Source organism: Pseudomonas oleovorans subsp. oleovorans (assembly GCF_002197815.1).
Lineage (GTDB): Bacteria > Pseudomonadota > Gammaproteobacteria > Pseudomonadales > Pseudomonadaceae > Aquipseudomonas > Aquipseudomonas oleovorans.
In genome coordinates, this window is sequence record NZ_NIUB01000010.1 from 128,840 (window position 1) to 143,063 (window position 14,224).

General features: G+C 62.1%; 19 protein-coding genes, 1 tRNA gene and 2 pseudogenes. 8 read left to right on the top strand and 14 right to left on the bottom strand.

The window, feature by feature from the left end; genetic code table 11:
• Positions 1-13: 13 nt before the first annotated feature.
• From PSOLE_RS08310 to yaaA, 4 genes are all read right to left on the bottom strand, one after another.
• Positions 14-382 (bottom strand): hypothetical protein, encoded by a 369-nt coding sequence (locus tag PSOLE_RS08310; RefSeq protein WP_074855575.1) that lies wholly within the window; start codon positions 380-382, stop codon positions 14-16.
• Entirely contained in the window at positions 379-1,209 is an 831-nt protein-coding gene (locus PSOLE_RS08315) for an SDR family oxidoreductase (RefSeq protein WP_074855577.1), read from the bottom strand. The genes PSOLE_RS08310 and PSOLE_RS08315 overlap by 4 nt, the downstream gene beginning before the upstream one ends.
• Positions 1,210-1,400: 191 nt before the next feature.
• A complete protein-coding gene (locus tag PSOLE_RS08320) occupies positions 1,401-1,865 on the bottom strand; it encodes a multidrug transporter (protein ID WP_074855580.1) in 465 nt (154 codons plus the stop codon).
• 184 nt (positions 1,866-2,049) lie between these two features.
• Positions 2,050-2,829: a peroxide stress protein YaaA gene (gene yaaA / locus PSOLE_RS08325; RefSeq protein ID WP_074855581.1), complete on the bottom strand. Its 780-nt coding sequence runs from the start codon at positions 2,827-2,829 to the stop codon at positions 2,050-2,052.
• Between the two features lie 531 nt (positions 2,830-3,360).
• Here yaaA and PSOLE_RS08330 point away from each other — a divergent pair.
• The 4 genes from PSOLE_RS08330 to moaE all read left to right on the top strand — a co-directional run bounded on the left by PSOLE_RS08330 (position 3,361) and on the right by moaE (position 6,291).
• Positions 3,361-4,752 carry a PhoH family protein gene (locus PSOLE_RS08330; RefSeq protein ID WP_074855583.1) on the top strand — a complete coding sequence of 464 codons (1,392 nt, stop codon included), beginning with the start codon at positions 3,361-3,363 and terminating at the stop codon, positions 4,750-4,752.
• A 304-nt stretch (positions 4,753-5,056) separates the two neighbouring features.
• The gene (moaC, locus tag PSOLE_RS08335) at positions 5,057-5,533 is read left to right on the top strand and encodes a cyclic pyranopterin monophosphate synthase MoaC (protein ID WP_074855585.1); all 477 of its coding nucleotides are present in this window, start codon (positions 5,057-5,059) and stop codon (positions 5,531-5,533) included.
• Positions 5,530-5,772 (top strand): MoaD/ThiS family protein, encoded by a 243-nt coding sequence (locus tag PSOLE_RS08340; protein WP_003459467.1) that lies wholly within the window; start codon positions 5,530-5,532, stop codon positions 5,770-5,772. The genes moaC and PSOLE_RS08340 overlap by 4 nt, the downstream gene beginning before the upstream one ends.
• Positions 5,773-5,841: 69 nt before the next feature.
• Positions 5,842-6,291 carry a molybdopterin synthase catalytic subunit MoaE gene (moaE, locus tag PSOLE_RS08345; RefSeq protein WP_074855587.1) on the top strand — a complete coding sequence of 150 codons (450 nt, stop codon included), beginning with the start codon at positions 5,842-5,844 and terminating at the stop codon, positions 6,289-6,291.
• Positions 6,292-6,679: 388 nt separating this feature from the next.
• Here the strand turns inward: moaE and PSOLE_RS24235 are convergent, their stop codons facing one another.
• Positions 6,680-6,844, bottom strand: a complete 165-nt coding sequence (locus tag PSOLE_RS24235) for a hypothetical protein (protein ID WP_003459472.1) — start codon at positions 6,842-6,844, stop codon at positions 6,680-6,682.
• Between the two features lie 173 nt (positions 6,845-7,017).
• Here PSOLE_RS24235 and PSOLE_RS08350 point away from each other — a divergent pair, with 173 nt between their 5' ends.
• On the top strand, positions 7,018-8,940 hold the full coding sequence (locus PSOLE_RS08350) for a bifunctional metallophosphatase/5'-nucleotidase (protein ID WP_074855589.1): 1,923 nt from the start codon (positions 7,018-7,020) through the stop codon (positions 8,938-8,940).
• A gap of 278 nt (positions 8,941-9,218) precedes the next feature.
• Positions 9,219-10,133 carry a DMT family transporter gene (locus PSOLE_RS08355; RefSeq protein ID WP_039964397.1) on the top strand — a complete coding sequence of 305 codons (915 nt, stop codon included), beginning with the start codon at positions 9,219-9,221 and terminating at the stop codon, positions 10,131-10,133.
• A gap of 217 nt (positions 10,134-10,350) precedes the next feature.
• Here the strand turns inward: PSOLE_RS08355 and PSOLE_RS08360 are convergent, their stop codons facing one another.
• The 3 genes from PSOLE_RS08360 to PSOLE_RS08370 form a co-directional block, all read right to left on the bottom strand.
• Positions 10,351-10,797, bottom strand: coding sequence for a hypothetical protein (locus PSOLE_RS08360; RefSeq protein WP_074855591.1), 447 nt, complete (start codon positions 10,795-10,797; stop codon positions 10,351-10,353).
• A 26-nt stretch (positions 10,798-10,823) separates the two neighbouring features.
• Positions 10,824-10,988 carry a hypothetical protein gene (locus PSOLE_RS24240; RefSeq protein ID WP_088339305.1) on the bottom strand — a complete coding sequence of 55 codons (165 nt, stop codon included), beginning with the start codon at positions 10,986-10,988 and terminating at the stop codon, positions 10,824-10,826.
• A 105-nt stretch (positions 10,989-11,093) separates the two neighbouring features.
• Positions 11,094-11,303: a hypothetical protein gene (locus PSOLE_RS08370; RefSeq protein ID WP_039964341.1), complete on the bottom strand. Its 210-nt coding sequence runs from the start codon at positions 11,301-11,303 to the stop codon at positions 11,094-11,096.
• A 241-nt stretch (positions 11,304-11,544) separates the two neighbouring features.
• Between PSOLE_RS08370 and PSOLE_RS08375 the strand changes: the two genes are divergently transcribed.
• Positions 11,545-11,621: transfer RNA gene (locus tag PSOLE_RS08375), tRNA-Met, on the top strand.
• Positions 11,622-11,700: 79 nt separating this feature from the next.
• Here the strand turns inward: PSOLE_RS08375 and PSOLE_RS08380 are convergent.
• The 6 genes and pseudogenes from PSOLE_RS08380 to PSOLE_RS08405 all read right to left on the bottom strand — a co-directional run bounded on the left by PSOLE_RS08380 (position 11,701) and on the right by PSOLE_RS08405 (position 13,991).
• A pseudogene (locus PSOLE_RS08380) lies at positions 11,701-12,296 on the bottom strand (putative adenosine monophosphate-protein transferase Fic).
• On the bottom strand, positions 12,289-12,456 hold the full coding sequence (locus tag PSOLE_RS24615; RefSeq protein ID WP_074855593.1) for a YhfG family protein: 168 nt from the start codon (positions 12,454-12,456) through the stop codon (positions 12,289-12,291). The pseudogene PSOLE_RS08380 and the gene PSOLE_RS24615 overlap by 8 nt, the downstream one beginning before the upstream one ends.
• Before the next feature lie 122 nt (positions 12,457-12,578).
• Positions 12,579-12,814 (bottom strand): annotated as a pseudogene (locus PSOLE_RS08390) (helix-turn-helix domain-containing protein); the annotation flags it as partial.
• Between the two features lie 79 nt (positions 12,815-12,893).
• Positions 12,894-13,199, bottom strand: a complete 306-nt coding sequence (locus tag PSOLE_RS08395) for a HigA family addiction module antitoxin (RefSeq protein ID WP_074855595.1) — start codon at positions 13,197-13,199, stop codon at positions 12,894-12,896.
• A gap of 12 nt (positions 13,200-13,211) precedes the next feature.
• A complete protein-coding gene (locus PSOLE_RS08400) occupies positions 13,212-13,490 on the bottom strand; it encodes a type II toxin-antitoxin system RelE/ParE family toxin (RefSeq protein WP_074855597.1) in 279 nt (92 codons plus the stop codon).
• Between the two features lie 189 nt (positions 13,491-13,679).
• The gene (locus PSOLE_RS08405; protein WP_083393707.1) at positions 13,680-13,991 is read right to left on the bottom strand and encodes a type II toxin-antitoxin system Phd/YefM family antitoxin; all 312 of its coding nucleotides are present in this window, start codon (positions 13,989-13,991) and stop codon (positions 13,680-13,682) included.
• Between the two features lie 90 nt (positions 13,992-14,081).
• Between PSOLE_RS08405 and tnpB the strand changes: the two genes are divergently transcribed.
• A partial coding sequence (gene tnpB, locus PSOLE_RS08410; protein ID WP_140418989.1) for an IS66 family insertion sequence element accessory protein TnpB occupies positions 14,082-14,224 on the top strand: 143 nt, incomplete at its 3' end.

Consider the following 14,224-nt stretch of genomic DNA (forward strand, 5'->3'; position numbering starts at 1 on the left):
CCTGACAAAACGATCAGCGACCATGGCGTGGCGAAAACGCCAGCCAGGCCAGCACCGGGTAGCACAGGTAATGCAGGCTGAAGAGAAACAGGCCCATGGGGCTGGGCGTGTCCTGCAGGACCATCATGCCCAGCAGGCCGAGATAGAGCAGCCCGAGCACGCCGCCGTAGAGCAGGGTGAAACGCCAGCGCTCAGCGTTGCTGGGTGCACGCCCGGTACGCCAGTGAAACACCAGCGCCAGGCCGGCCGCGATGGCGGCGGCGATCAGCAATGTGGTGAACACGCCGCCGAGGCGCACGAAGGTGCGCAGCAGCAGGTTCAGCACGATAGCCGCGATTACTCCCGCCGCCGCGTAGTAGCGCAGTTGCAGGCTCTGGCTCACAGGCTTTGCACCAGACCGAAGCGTTTGCGCAGTACCCGCTGCAACAGGGCTTTGGGCAGCAGCGTGGCGAGCAGCGGCAGGGCGCGGCTGCCATTGCCCAGGCGCAACAGGCGCGGGCGCTTGTCACGCTGCACGGCGGCCAGCAGTTGCGCAGCAAACTCGCTGGCCGGGGTCGGGTTGTCCTGTGAGGCATTGGCGCGGGCGCGGATACCCTCGCGCAGCGGCCACCAGGGCGAATCCTCACGGATCAGCGCCTCGGCCTGTTGGCTGGCGTTGGCGCCGAAGCTGGAGGCGATGGCGCCGGGCTGCACTTCCATCACCTCGATGGAGAACGGCGCCAGCTCCATGCGCAGTGCGTCGCTCAAGGCATGCACCGCTGCCTTGGAGGCACAGTAAGCACCGGCGAAGGGTGTTACCAGTACCGAGGAAACGCTGCCGATATTCACCACCAGGCCACGGCTGCGACGCAGCAGCGGGAAGAACGCGCGGGTCACGCCGACGATGGAGAACACGTTGGTTTCAAACTGGCGCTGCATGGCTTCCACGCCGCCGTCGAGCAGCGGGCCCATGGCGCCATAGCCAGCGTTGTTGATCAGTGCATCGAGGCCGCCGATCTCCTCGCTCAGACGTGTGGCTAGCTGCTGCAGCGCTTCGCCGTCGTTGACGTCGAGTTGCACTGCGTGGAACCCGGCCTGCTCGAGCGCTGTGAGGTCGTGCTCCTTGCGCGCCGTGGCCCACACCACGTAGCCAGCCGCCTTGAAGGTATCGGCCAGGGCTCGGCCGATGCCGCTGGAGCAGCCGGTGATAAGGGCGCTGGGTTGGGGCATGCGCGGGACTCCCTGAGACGCGAATGGGGTTGCAGCTTAGCAGGCTTGGCTTGAGGTGATGGCGGACTGTTCACCTAGGCTCCTGAGTCCGCCCTACGGGGCTGGCAACGGATGTCGAGCTGTAGGAGCGAGCTCTGCTCGCGAACGCGTATTACGCCGCAAGCTTCGCGAGCAGAGCTCGCTCCTACAGGTTATCGAATGAATTTGCCTTGCAGACGCTCGGCGCGAAACTCCAGCGTAGCCGGGCGATAGCCGCTGCGCAGGTCGGGCAGGGGCAGGCAGTCGTTCCAGCTGGCGCCCGGCAGCAGCTCGCCCGGGCCGCTGTAGCGCGGCGATTCATACAGGCGCTGGGCCAGGTTGGTGGAGTTGCCGGGCCGGTAGGCGGCGACTTCCCAGCGCAGCTCGAGCAAGGCGGCGTCGCTGCCGTTCTTCAGATCGATGGCCAGCGGGCGGTCGGCAGGGCAGCGCTGCGGGTCGTAGTGCAGGCGTAGTTCGAGGTGGGCGAGGTAGCGCTCGTCGCGGCTTTCCTGCCAGATCACCCAGGTGGCCACCAGACCCAGACCGACCAGCGCGGCCATGGACACCGGCAGTGCCTTGGTCGGATAGCGGATCAGCAGAATCAGCCAGGTAATGACGAGTGCGGCACCGAACAGCATGCGGGCAGTCCTTTTGGAAGTCTGCGCTCATCCTACACTAGCCAGCCCTGCGCCAGGAGGGGCGCAATGGCCGCTTATCCTGGCGCCGGCGAAAGCGGGAACCGGGGGACAGGATAGCGATGCCCGCTTGTGCGGGCATGCGGTGTTGCCTGATGCCCGACATGGGGCGGGGCGTACTGTGCTTTCAGTCCTGCGGCTGGTCGCGCAGGAACACCAGGCTGTCGGCCTTGGAATGCTCGGCTGAATAACGGTAACCCTGATAGTTGAAGTCCTTCAGACCGTCGGGGTTGGTCAGGCGCTCCTTGATCACGTAGCGCGCCATCAGGCCGCGGGCTTTCTTGGCGTAGAAGCTGATGATCTTGTACTGGCCGCTCTTCAGATCCTTGAACTCGGTGTCGATGATGCGCGCGTTCAGTGCCTTGCGCTTGACCGCACCGAAGTACTCGTTGGAGGCGAGGTTGAGCAACACGTTGTCGCCCTGCGCAGCCAGCGCCTCGTTCAGCCAGGCGCTGATGCGCTCGCCCCAGAAGGCGTACAGATCCTTGCCACGGCCGTTGGCCAGCTTGGTGCCCATTTCCAGGCGATAGGCCTGCATCAGATCCAGCGGGCGCAGCACACCGTAAAGGCCGGAGAGTATGCGCAGGTGAGTCTGGGCGAAGTCGAAATCCTCTTCGGAGAAATCCTCGGCGTTCAGCCCGGTATAGACGTCGCCCTTGAATGCCAGCAGCGCCTGCTTGGCGTTGGATGGATTGAACGGTCGTTCCCAGCTACCGAAACGCGCGGCGTTGAGGCCGGCGAGCTTGTCCGACAGATGCATCAGCTCGGCGATCTGCGCCGGGCTTAAGTCGCGCAGCTGGGCGATTAGCTCCTGGGCGTGGTCGAGGTGCTCGGGTTGGGTGAAGCGCGGGGTGGCAGGCGGCGTCTCGTAGTCGAGGGTTTTGGCCGGTGAAATCACCATCAGCATGTGCGGAGTCTCCAGAAAGCGTGAGGGCGATTCTAGAGGTCAGGGGGCGGCAAGACCACCTATCGGAGTGATTGAGAGGATCAGCATTGATGCCTTTGTAGGAGCTGGCTTGCCGGCGATCAGCGTTGACGGGATCGCCAGCAAGCCGGCTCCTACAGGAGCGCAGAGAGTCAGGCGATACGAACAGCGCCCTGCACCTGATTGGCGCGGCATGCTGCAAGAGGGGGCGGGTAAGGGAGGCGAGTTACAGCAGGTAGGAATTCGGACTTTAACGGGGTGCTGGTGGCTCGCCAAGCACTATCTGCCGCCTCTGCAAATAAACCTGTGTGGCGATAAAAAAACGTTTTTCTGTCATGTGAATTGGAGTAATTAAAAAGCAAGACCGCCGAAACCTGCAGACAGGTGGCGGCCATTGGCCCTCACTTTGCTTGCCACCTTTCGGGGCCGACCTGAAAAAAGTCGGCGGTCTCTGTCCGGCGCAGCACCGCCCTGGTATTGCGTCGCCTGGCTACTACAAGAAGGTGACCGAGTATGGATGACCACGGACGCTCCAAGCCCACCGCTCCAACCCTCTACGCCCTCGACACCAATGTTCTGATCCACGATCCCAACGCCTTGCTCAACTTCGAAGAACACCACGTCGCCATCCCGATGACAGTATTGGAGGAACTCGACAAACTGAAGTCCGGCAAGCACGGTGTCGCCGTCGAATGTCGCCAGGCCATCCGCCTGATCGATCAAATTCTCGCCGGGGCGGAGCCCGAGGACGTCGAGTACGGGGTACCCATCCAGCGCGGCAAGAGCGACCCCTGCGGGCGTCTTTCCATTCTTATGAGCAAAAGTGCGGCGCCGGTAACCTGGCTGCCGGAAAACCTCAACGACAACAAGATCATCAACCAGTTGGTGGAGCTGAACTCGCGCAACCCCGGCCTCTCCGTGGTGCTGGTGACCAAGGACATCAACATGCGCCTGAAGGCGCGCGCCTGCGGTATCGACGCCGAGGACTACCACACCGACCAACTGGTCGATGACGTTTCGCTGCTGTCGAAGGGTTATCACGACATGCCCGGCTCGTTCTGGGATCGCGTGAGCAAGGTCGACACCCGTCAGGACCACGGCCGTACCTGGCATCGTGTGCAACTGACCGACAACCTGCCGGCCGTGCATGTCAACGAGTTCATCCTCGATGAACAGGGCTTCGTCGGCTGGATCAAGGCGATCAAGGGTGATGAGCTGGTGATCCTCGACATGCACCAGGAGCCGCTGCTGCATCAGGAAGCCTGGGGCCTGAAACCGCGCGACATCCATCAGGCGCTGGCGCTGTTCGCCTTGCTCGACCCGGACATCCACCTGGTCAACCTGTCCGGCGCCGCCGGCTCCGGCAAGACCATCCTGGCGCTGGCTGCGGCCATCGAGCAGACCATGGTCAGCAAGCGCTACCGGCGCATCATCGCCACCCGCAGCGTGCAGGGGCTGGATCAGGAGATCGGCTTTCTGCCCGGTACCGAGGCGGAAAAGATGGAGCCCTGGCTCGGCGCGATTACCGACAACCTCGAAGCGTTGCACATGGAGGACGAGAGCACCCACGGCAGCGTCGACTACATCCTGCAGAAGGTGCCGCTGCAGTTCAAATCGCTCAACTACATACGCGGGCGCAGCTTCCAGCAGAGCCTGATCCTCATCGACGAATGCCAGAACCTCACCCCGCACCAGATGAAGACCATCATCACCCGTGCCGGCAGCGGCTCGAAAGTGGTATGCCTGGGTAACCTGGCCCAGATCGACACCCCTTACCTATCCGCGCCCAGCTCGGGCCTGACCTACCTCACCGAACGCTTCAAGGACTTCCCGCACGGCGTGCACATCACCCTGCAAGGCGTACCACGCTCGATCCTCGCGGAGTACGCGGAAACCCATATGTAACCCTTCAGCTGTGAAACACTGGCGCCCCTGCTCGTAAGAGCGGGGGCGTTTTAGTCTGCATCAACGAATTTCTGCAGGGCCCGTGGGAGCGGCTTCAGCCGCGATGATCGCGGATAAATCCGCTCCTACAGAAGCGCGCATTTGGCTCCCCTCTCCCGCTTGCGGGAGAGGGGCTGGGGGAGAGGGTTCGTAGCTCGGCTGCAATCCGGGCCGCTCGGCTGCAGGATTTCATCCGACCTACAAGAGGACTGCAAATCCTGACCTGCAGGTTTACAATCGGTCGATTCCCGTCTGGAGCTTTCCCGTGCTGACCCACCTCGATTCCCAAGGCCGCGCGCACATGGTCGACGTCACCGACAAGGCGACCACCTTCCGCGAAGCCACCGCCGAAGCACGCGTGCGCATGCTGCCCGCCACCCTGCAGATGATCGTTGCCGGTGAGCACCCCAAAGGCGACGTATTCGCCGTGGCACGTATCGCCGGCATCCAGGCCGCGAAAAAAACCAGCGACCTGATCCCCCTGTGCCACCCGCTGATGCTCACCGGCGTCAAGGTCGAACTCAGCGCCGAAGGCGACGACAGCGTGCATATCACTGCCCGTTGCAAACTGTCCGGGCAAACCGGTGTCGAGATGGAAGCACTGACTGCCGCCAGCGTCGCCGCGCTGACCATCTATGACATGTGCAAGGCCGTGGATCGTGGCATGGTCATCGAGCAGGTACGCCTGCTGGAAAAACTCGGCGGCAAGAGCGGTCACTACAAGCTGGAGGAACAAGCATGATCCGCGTGCAATATTTCGCCCGCTACCGCGAAGCCCTGGGCCGTGACGACGAACAACTCAGCGGCGACTTCGCTACCCTCGACGACTTGCGCCTGCACCTGGTCGCCCGTGGCGGCGAATGGGAAGTGCTGGGTGAGCAGAACCTGATGTGCGCGCGCAACCAGGAACTGTGCAGTCTCGACGAACCGCTGGCCGAAGGCGATGAGGTCGCCTTCTTCCCCACCGTTACCGGTGGTTGATGCAGGCGTAGGGTGGGCTTCAGCCCACCAAACCGACTCTGAAAACGCCTCTTCAAACGAGACACTCCCATGACCATCCGCGTCCAAGCCCAACCCTTCGACCCCGGCACCGAGCTCAACGCCCTGCATGCCGCCAACCTCGGCATCGGCGCGGTGGTCACCTTCGTCGGCTACGTGCGCGACTTCAATGAAGGTCGCGAAGTCGGCGGCATGTTCCTCGAACACTTCCCCGGCATGACCGAAAAGGCTCTGGCCAAGATCGCCGATGAGGCCCGTGAGCGCTGGCCGTTGCTGGGCATCGAGATCATCCACCGCATCGGTCGTCTGGAGCCGGGCCAGCCCATCGTCTTCGTCGGCACCAGCAGCGCCCATCGCCAGGCCGCGTTCGATGCCTGCAACTTCATCATGGATTACCTGAAGACCCGCGCGCCGTTCTGGAAGAAGGAAGACACCAGCGAAGGCCCGCGCTGGGTCGAAGGCCGCTGCAGCGACCAGAGCGCCGCCGAGCGTTGGAAGTAGCAGGGAGTCATGGGGCTGTTACCTGAACCCACCTTCGACGTGGCGCCATCAACCGCTTGGTGGGTTACGCGGCGCACGACTTTCATCTGAGTCTTGAAGACCGTCATTCAGCGCCGCTAACCCACCCTACGAGTGACCGCGCGCTGAACCGTAGGGTGGGTTAGCCGCCTGGTAGATCTGTTGAGTGAGTCGTAATGCCTGCTGCGGCGTAACCCACCATTGGCGCAACGCGATCCATCACTCGGTGGGCTAGGCGGCGCACGGCCTGAAGGCCGGTATTCTGCGTTGCCAGCCTTAGTGGCCGCGAAAGCCACATCACGTGTAGGAGCTGGCTTGCCAGCGATGCGTCAAGCGGATCGCCAGCAAGCTGGCTCCTACAAGAGCGGTTTCACGCCAACGCCAGATGCACCCGCAACGCAATCGGCACCAGCATCAGCAATACGCCCAAACCCAGCACGCGTACGCCCCATTCGTGTTCGCGAAAGTTGAAGCCGACTCCCAGCAGCAGAAAGCCGCCGATCAGCAGCATCAGCATCAGGTGATAGTGGTCCATGGCGCTTCTCCACGTTGCGATCCTGATTACAGCTTAGTCCCGCCGTCTGGCTTGGGGGCTGATCTGGGGCAATGAAAGTCTGACTCGATTGGCGACAAAGTGCGTCTCGATTGGTCGCTGTCTGGAGCCAGGGCCTGCTCCATACTGTGCGCAGTCATCGTCAAGGATCGTCCATGCGCCTGTTCCCCTCACTCCTGCTCGCCGGCCTGCTGGCCGCCATGCCGCTGGCCGCTGTCGAGCGCAGTTTCACCATCCTGCACAGCAACGACTGGCAGTCGCGCCTGCTCGGCTTCGGCCCCAACAATGAATACAGCCCGGCGACGGTGAACGATGACGACACCGTCGGCGGCGTCGCCCGGCTTGCCACGTTATTGAATGAGCGCCGCGCGGCAGCCGGTGAAGAACCTGTGCTGTTGCTCGACGGCGGCGACTTCACCATGGGTACGCTGTTTCACACCATCGCCCGCGAGATGGGCAGCGAACTGCGCCTGATGAGTGAGCTGGGCTATGACGCCGCGGTGATCGGCAACCACGAATTCGACTTCCGCCCAGCCGGGCTGGCCGCAATGATCAGCGCGGCGCACAGGGCCAAGGGCGAGGCGCTGGTGCCACTGCTGTCGAGCAACATGCGTTTCGATGCCGCGAGCAAGGCCGACAACAGCCTGCAGGCGCACGTCGAGGCCGGGCACATCCTGCCGTACAAGCTGATCGAGCGCGGCGGTATTCGTTTCGGTCTGTTCGGCCTGCTTGGCAACAACGCCGTGGCCGTCAGCCCGATGATCAAGCCGGTGACCTTCGCCGACCCGGTCGCCACCGCCAGGGAAACCGTGGCCAAGCTGCGCGAGGAGGGCGCCGAGGTGGTCATCCTGCTCTCGCACATGGGCGTTACCCAGCAGGCCGATGGCAGCTGGCGCGGCGAGGAAGTGGAACTGGTCGAGCAGGTGCCCGGCGTCGATATCGTCGTCGTCGGCCATTCGCATGTGGCACTGCCGCAGCCGGTGCTGGTGGGTGGACGTACCCCGGTGGTGCAGGCTGGTTCCGAGATCCAGTACCTCGGCGAACTGCGCATGAGCCTGGGTGAAGACGGCGTGCCACGTGTGCGCGACTATCGCTTGCACGCCGTCAACGACAGCATCGTCGGCGACGCGACCATCACCGCCAAGGTCGAAGACTTCAAGCAGGTGGTCAGCGAGCGCATGCTGACGCCCAAGGGCTATCGCTTCGACCAGCCGCTGGCGAAGGTCGACCAGAGCCTGGGCCGTGATTTCACCGATCAGACCCTGGCCAACCTGGTCACCGATGCGCTGCGTCATGCCGTCGATGCCGACCTGGCCTTCACCGGCAACGGCACCATCCGCGATGACCTGCTCAAGGGCCGCAATGGCGTGCAGGACGTCTCCGACCTGTTTCGCATCGCCCCGCTGGGCATCGGCCAGTTCGACGACGAACCGGGCTACCCGATGATCAAGGCCTACATCAGCGCGCGCGAAATCAAGTCACTACTGGAGGTACTGCTGCTCGCCTACCAGCTGCGTGACAGCCAGAGCTATTACCCCCGGGTTTCCGGCGTGCGCTTCACCTACAACCCCTGGCGCGTGCCGTTCGACCGCGTCAGCCGCATCGAAATCGGCGATTCGCACGGCGGCTACCGTGACCTGGACCTGAACGACACGCGCCTCTACAGCATTGGCGCCACCAGCTACGTCGGCAGCTTCACCTGGCTGGTACCGGACCTGACCAAGGGCCTGCTCAACGTCATCCCCAAGGATGCCGAGGGCCGCCCGCTGCCGCGTATCGAAGACGCCATCATCGACCAGGACCCGGATAAGGAAGGCGTGCAGGAACTCAAGGAATGGCAGGTGCTGCTCGACCATATCCGCAGCCTGCCGGATCTCGATGGCGACGGCCTGGCCGATATTCCCACCAGCGGTGCGGCTGCCGAAGCGCGCATGATCCGCGCGCCCAGCCTGCACCCGGCCGAGCTGTTCCGCCTGGCCGGGCCGATGCAGTGGGGCGCCAGCGCGGTGATCCTGGCCGGCGTGCTGCTGATTCTCTGGCTGCTGAGTCGCCCGCTGCGCCGCCGCTGTCAGCGTTAACGTCCGTAGGGTGCGCCGCGCGCACCGGGAATGACGCGCCACTCGGCCCTCACGCTCGCAATATGCGCCCATACGCTCTCGGTCGCGCCTGCCTGAACATCATGACGCCGTTGAGGTTGGTGCGCCCCCTACGGTCCGCCACCTTGCCAAGCCTTGCCTGCCTCCGTATGGTGCAAAGCCGCCTGATTCGGAAGCTACGCAATGATCGCTCAGCACTGCCCGCTCGGTGACCGCGCACAGCCGGCCAACCCCCACTCGGATAAATGTCGCGTCGCCTCATGAACGCACTCAATCATTCGCGCCCGCTGGCGCTGTTCGGCCTGTTGCTGGCCAACCTCTGCTGGTCCGGCAACGCCCTGGTGGCGCGCGCCTTCGCTGGCGAGATCGCGCCGTTCACCCTGTCGTTCTGGCGCTGGTGCCTGGCCCTGGCGCTGCTGCTACCCTTCGTTGCCATGCCGTTGTGGCGCCATCGCGTGGCGGTGCGCACTGCCGGCTGGCGCCTGCTGGTGCTCGGTGGCCTGGGTATCGCCGGCTACAACTCGCTGCTCTACAGCGCGGCGCAGACCACGGCAGCCATCAACATCTCGCTGGTCAACACCTGCCTGCCGCTGGTGACCTTCATCGGTGCCGGGCTGCTGCTCAATGAATGGCCGGCGCGCCGAGCCTGGTGGGGCATGCTGGTGGCCGTGGCGGGCCTGGCGGTGCTGATCAGCCAGGGGCAGTGGAGCCGTCTGGCCAGCCTGTCGTTCAACCAGGGCGACCTGATCATGCTGCTGGCCGTGGTCGACTGGGCACTGTACTCGCTGCTGCTGCGGCGCTGGTCGGCGTACCTGCAGCCGATCCCGCCGCTGGCACTGCTGGGCGTGTTCATCCTGCTTGGCCTACCGCTGATCCTGCCGTTTTATCTATATGAACTGAGCCAGGGCGCGCATCTGGCAATCAACGCCGCCAACCTCTCGGCCGTCGCCTACACCGCCGTGTTCGCCTCGCTGCTCGCCTACCTGGCCTGGAACCACGGCATCCGCGTAATCGGTGCGGCCAAGGCGGCGCTGACCAACTACCTGATGCCGGTATTCACCGCGTTGCTGGGGTGGGTACTGCTGAACGAGAGCCTGCAGCTCTATCACTGGCTGGGTGCCGCGATGATCTTCGGCGGCCTGCTGCTGGCCACGCGCCCCGGTAAAACACTGTAGCGCGGCGGGGCTACACAGACGCAGCGGGCACTGCATCACCCCGTAGGAGCCGCGCCTCGCGGCGAATCGTATGAACACCGCGAAAGCAAAAGCTTCGCCCCGGGGCGGGGTTCCTACGCAGGGCTGTACCGCTTGTTGGCCGCGGGTGGACCACGCCTCGATCCACCTTTCGGCGGCGGCGGATGAACAAGGCGTCATCCGCCCTACGGCGATCCCCTCACTCCGGCTTCAGCATCACCAAGGCTTCACCGCCTTCACGGTCATGCATGAGGATGAACGGCTGCCCGGCGATCATCATCCTCACCGGCACCTTGCGCGGCACCGTGGTGCCGGCGTTGATCGCCGCTGCGCTGAGCAACTGACGAGTCAGGTTGTCATCCTCCTGCGCCTCGCTGGTTACCACGCATTCGTGGCTGACCTTGACCTGAATGCTCAGGCTCTTGTCCGCATTGAAGCCGACGGTGGCAAAGCCCATATCGGTCATCTCGGTGACGCCATGCTGGCGCGCCACGCGATGCGCCTCGGCAAAACTCGGCGCAGTCTGCAGGCAGATATCGCGAAACGCCTGCACCACGGGAGAGGTAATCGGCACCGGTGGCTGCGAGCCGAAGTTGGCGCAGGCGCCAAGAAAACTGCAACTGACCAGCAGGGCGAACTTTTTCATCACATCTTCCTTAATGTTCGGTTGGTTCAGGGTTGCTGGCAAAGATCATGCCCCAGCACCTTTGAAGCCAGTCCCTTGGCCAGATAGGTTTCCACCACGCGGCCATCGCCGCACTCGGTCTTGTGGCCGATGGCGACACCGATGGAAAGCAGGACGAATAGCGCCAGGCCGATATTCTGGATGGGCGTCATGAGAGGGCTCTTTTGCGAAAACAATGGAGCAGGATGAAGAGGCGGGTAGGGGATGGCAAGTGCCAACCCCATCGCCATCACGTCGCTGATGCAGAGATGTGAACGTTACGGCAACGTGATCGACAGACCGCCCAGCATGAAGCGCGCAATGATCATCCAGGCAACTGCACTGATGATGCCCAGCACGCTGTAGCCGACGATGATGCCAATCGCGATCTGCTTCCACAGCCCGGCATGGCGGTTGGGTTCGTTGCGGTAGTGCGTCGGCATATCACGCTCCGCGCGCAGATCGTCGAAGTCGTCTCTCGCTCTCAAGGTGTTCTCCTGGTTAGTTGTCCAGCACACGGCGGCGCTGCAGCCTGCTGGGGGCGGATTTTCCGGCATCGCCCGACAGCCCCGCAAGCACCGTCCGAGCGGTTGAGAGGTCAGCCGCAGGCTCAGAAACGAGCGATTCAGGGAGTCGCCACCCGCGAAGCCTAACCGCTTGATAAAACGTAAATTTATCGATGATCTGGGGTTGACAGCGGTAGGCGAGACGCGGACAATGCGCGCCGTTGGCTACATAGCTCAGTTGGTTAGAGCGCAGCATTCATAATGCTGATGTCCCAGGTTCAAGTCCCGGTGTAGCCACCATAAATTTCAAGGGGTTAGCGCAAGCTAACCCCTTTTTATTTTGGGCAGTGTCCGCGAGCTGTCCTTTTCTTGTCCAGGCCTAGGCAATGGGCTTGCCGACACAGCGTTCGAAAATCTCAGTGAGTGGTCTCGGATCACCAAACGCTGCAGCTATGTTTGCCGGGACCCAGTGAGGGTTCTCAACCTCCCACCAGTCAACTCCAAAGCCAGCGTTGATGATTATGTGCTCAAAAAGCACGCGTTGAGCTCTGCCGTTGCCCTCTCGGAATGGATGAATCATATTCATCTCGCCGTAGAAATCGGCTATGGCAGGGACTAGCTGTTCACGACGCAGCCCTTCGTACCAGTTAGCGCTCTCCAGAGCTCTGAATAACCTGGCTGATTCAGGCTCAATGCGATGTGCGGTACAGAAGCGGGTGTCTTGCTTGGAAATATCAATGGTTCGATCTCTCCAGCCCACTCGTAAACTCCACCAAAAAGCTGGCGATGGATTCGAGACCAGTAGGGGAGATCGTAGGGCGGAAGCTCAAATTCGATTTCTTCTAGAGCTGCCGCAGAAAGGTCACGCTCTGCATTGCTAAGCGCTTCCTCGTCTGTGAGGTTGAGTAGATTGCGGAGGACAGACGTTCCTGGGTAACAGTACGGGTCTGTACCCGTACCATACTTGTCACGCATTCAGCTTACGCACCGGAGACGACGAGCCCTTGTGGGAGGAGCTTTTAGTGGCTTCAGGCTTAGGCACATCAAAGCCCTCTAGACTCAGGCTGGCCGCATAGTTCGATTTGCGCGTTTGGGCGAAATAGGCCTTCTTAGCTTCGAATGACGGTTTCGACATACTGATCACCTTTGAGGGAGCTTCATTATCCCACGATCACCGATTGGTGCCAGGGCAAGTGGGTATTATCTCACGTCCGTACTATGTCAACGTATTAGCTACTTTATTGCAGCAATGCAAGCGACGAATGGCTCAAGGTCGCGCGGCGTCAGGCTTGCTGATCCATGCGAAATTTGATGGCCTCGGTAGGGGCGGACGGCGGCATCGGGGCGTGCTCGTCTTCGTACGTGCTCACAAGCAGAGCCAGCACTTCGAGTTCATCACCTTCAGGCGTACCAATCTCTGCGCCCCACAGCTCATCAATGCGCGCCATCGAAGCTGTGTAGTCTTGCTCGGTGCGAATGGGCTTGATGTTCATCAGACTGTCTCCGCGTCAAGCTGATCGTACTGGGCGTGTAGGCCAACGAAGCGAGCCACAACTGTACTTGCCGGTTTGGTCAGCTCGCTATCTGTAGCGGCTCAATGGCCTGCTCGATGGCTGCGCCAGACTCGGCGTAAGTGGTCGCCAGGGCATACTCGGTCTGCAAGTTCATCCAGAACTGAGCTGAGGTGTCGAAGTAGCGGCCTAGCCGAATAGCCGTATCGGCGGTAATGCCACGACGCTCCCGCACGATGTCATTGATGGTCGGCGCCGACACATGCAGAGCGCGAGCCAGTGCGGCTGGGGTCATGCCTAGCGGTTCAAGGAACTCTTCGCGTAGCACTTCGCCAGGGTGAACGGGGCGCATGCCGTTGATAGTCATGTTGCCACCTCCTCAGTGGTAATCGACGATTTCGACTTGTGTAGGGCCAGCGGCAGTCCACACAAAGCAGATTCGCCATTGATCGTTGATTCGGATGCTGTGTTGATCTGCTCGATTGCCCTGTAGCTGCTCCAGCCGGTTGCCCGGTGGGGAGCGAAGGTCGCGCAGCTCAACGGCTGCATTCAGCATCGTCAGCTTCCGCGTGGCCACGTTGAGAATGCTGGCCCAGCGTCTGGAGCTTCCTGACTCAAACAGAGCCTGGGTTTCTGCGCATCTGAAACTCAGGATCATGCGTTAATCCTTAACGTTAAGCGTTAATGTGATCATACGCGCCAGCCATCATCCGACACCAGCGCTTTTTACCTGTGATGGTTTTGCCACGGCGGACGCGCTGGTTATCAGCGCCACCAACGGTAGAGCAGGGCACGCAACGAGCGCTCGCCGGTTGCTGGCGCTGGAGTCTCGGGCTGATGCGCCAATCTAGTCAGCTTCGCCGGCCTGTGCGATGAGCGCATCGATATCGGCACGAACTGTGGGGGAGCCGTGCCGCATACGTACGGTTTCGGCCAGACGAGTATCGTCGATCATTTCCAGCATGGCCTCGTACTGTTCAGTGGGAACGGCATAGAAAACAGGTGCGTTGTGATTGAGGATCACCACAGTCTCGCCGCCGCATTCGTGAAGGATGCCTATTGGATCTTTCCTGAAGTCAGTCAGGGATGCGGCGGTATCGGCCAGTATTCGGCAGGTCTTGGCCTTGGGCGGTTCGATAAAAAGTGCTTCACGCAGCATCAGCGTATGCGCTCCATAGACCCCATCTTCAACTGACCTCTCCGTATCCCGGATGCTGGGCTCCCTATTTTCCCGTGGAGTTCCGTCATGATGCGTCCCGACGCCCAAGTGCAGAAGGTCTATCTCTACCCAAAGCCCGTCGACTTCCGCAAATCCATCAATGGACTGGCCGCGCTGGTCGAGCTGGACATCAAGGTGGAGGTGTTCAACCCGGTGCTGTTCGTGTTCCTCAA

Bases quoted from the DNA above. Each gene is read 5' to 3' on its own strand.
- PSOLE_RS08315 (WP_074855577.1), bottom strand. From the start codon at position 1,209: ATGCCCCAACCCAGCGCCCTTATCACCGGCTGCTCCAGCGGCATCGGC.
- PSOLE_RS08320 (WP_074855580.1), bottom strand. From the start codon at position 1,865: ATGCTGTTCGGTGCCGCACTCGTCATTACCTGGCTGATTCTGCTGATC.
- yaaA (WP_074855581.1), bottom strand. From the start codon at position 2,829: ATGCTGATGGTGATTTCACCGGCCAAAACCCTCGACTACGAGACGCCG.
- PSOLE_RS08330 (WP_074855583.1), top strand. From the start codon at position 3,361: ATGGATGACCACGGACGCTCCAAGCCCACCGCTCCAACCCTCTACGCC.
- PSOLE_RS08340 (WP_003459467.1), top strand. From the start codon at position 5,530: ATGATCCGCGTGCAATATTTCGCCCGCTACCGCGAAGCCCTGGGCCGT.
- moaE (WP_074855587.1), top strand. From the start codon at position 5,842: ATGACCATCCGCGTCCAAGCCCAACCCTTCGACCCCGGCACCGAGCTC.
- PSOLE_RS24235 (WP_003459472.1), bottom strand. From the start codon at position 6,844: ATGGACCACTATCACCTGATGCTGATGCTGCTGATCGGCGGCTTTCTG.
- PSOLE_RS08350 (WP_074855589.1), top strand. From the start codon at position 7,018: ATGCGCCTGTTCCCCTCACTCCTGCTCGCCGGCCTGCTGGCCGCCATG.
- PSOLE_RS08355 (WP_039964397.1), top strand. From the start codon at position 9,219: ATGAACGCACTCAATCATTCGCGCCCGCTGGCGCTGTTCGGCCTGTTG.
- PSOLE_RS08360 (WP_074855591.1), bottom strand. From the start codon at position 10,797: ATGAAAAAGTTCGCCCTGCTGGTCAGTTGCAGTTTTCTTGGCGCCTGC.
- PSOLE_RS24240 (WP_088339305.1), bottom strand. From the start codon at position 10,988: ATGACGCCCATCCAGAATATCGGCCTGGCGCTATTCGTCCTGCTTTCC.
- PSOLE_RS24615 (WP_074855593.1), bottom strand. From the start codon at position 12,456: ATGTCGAAACCGTCATTCGAAGCTAAGAAGGCCTATTTCGCCCAAACG.
- PSOLE_RS08395 (WP_074855595.1), bottom strand. From the start codon at position 13,199: ATGACTATCAACGGCATGCGCCCCGTTCACCCTGGCGAAGTGCTACGC.
- PSOLE_RS08400 (WP_074855597.1), bottom strand. From the start codon at position 13,490: ATGATCCTGAGTTTCAGATGCGCAGAAACCCAGGCTCTGTTTGAGTCA.
- PSOLE_RS08405 (WP_083393707.1), bottom strand. From the start codon at position 13,991: ATGCTGCGTGAAGCACTTTTTATCGAACCGCCCAAGGCCAAGACCTGC.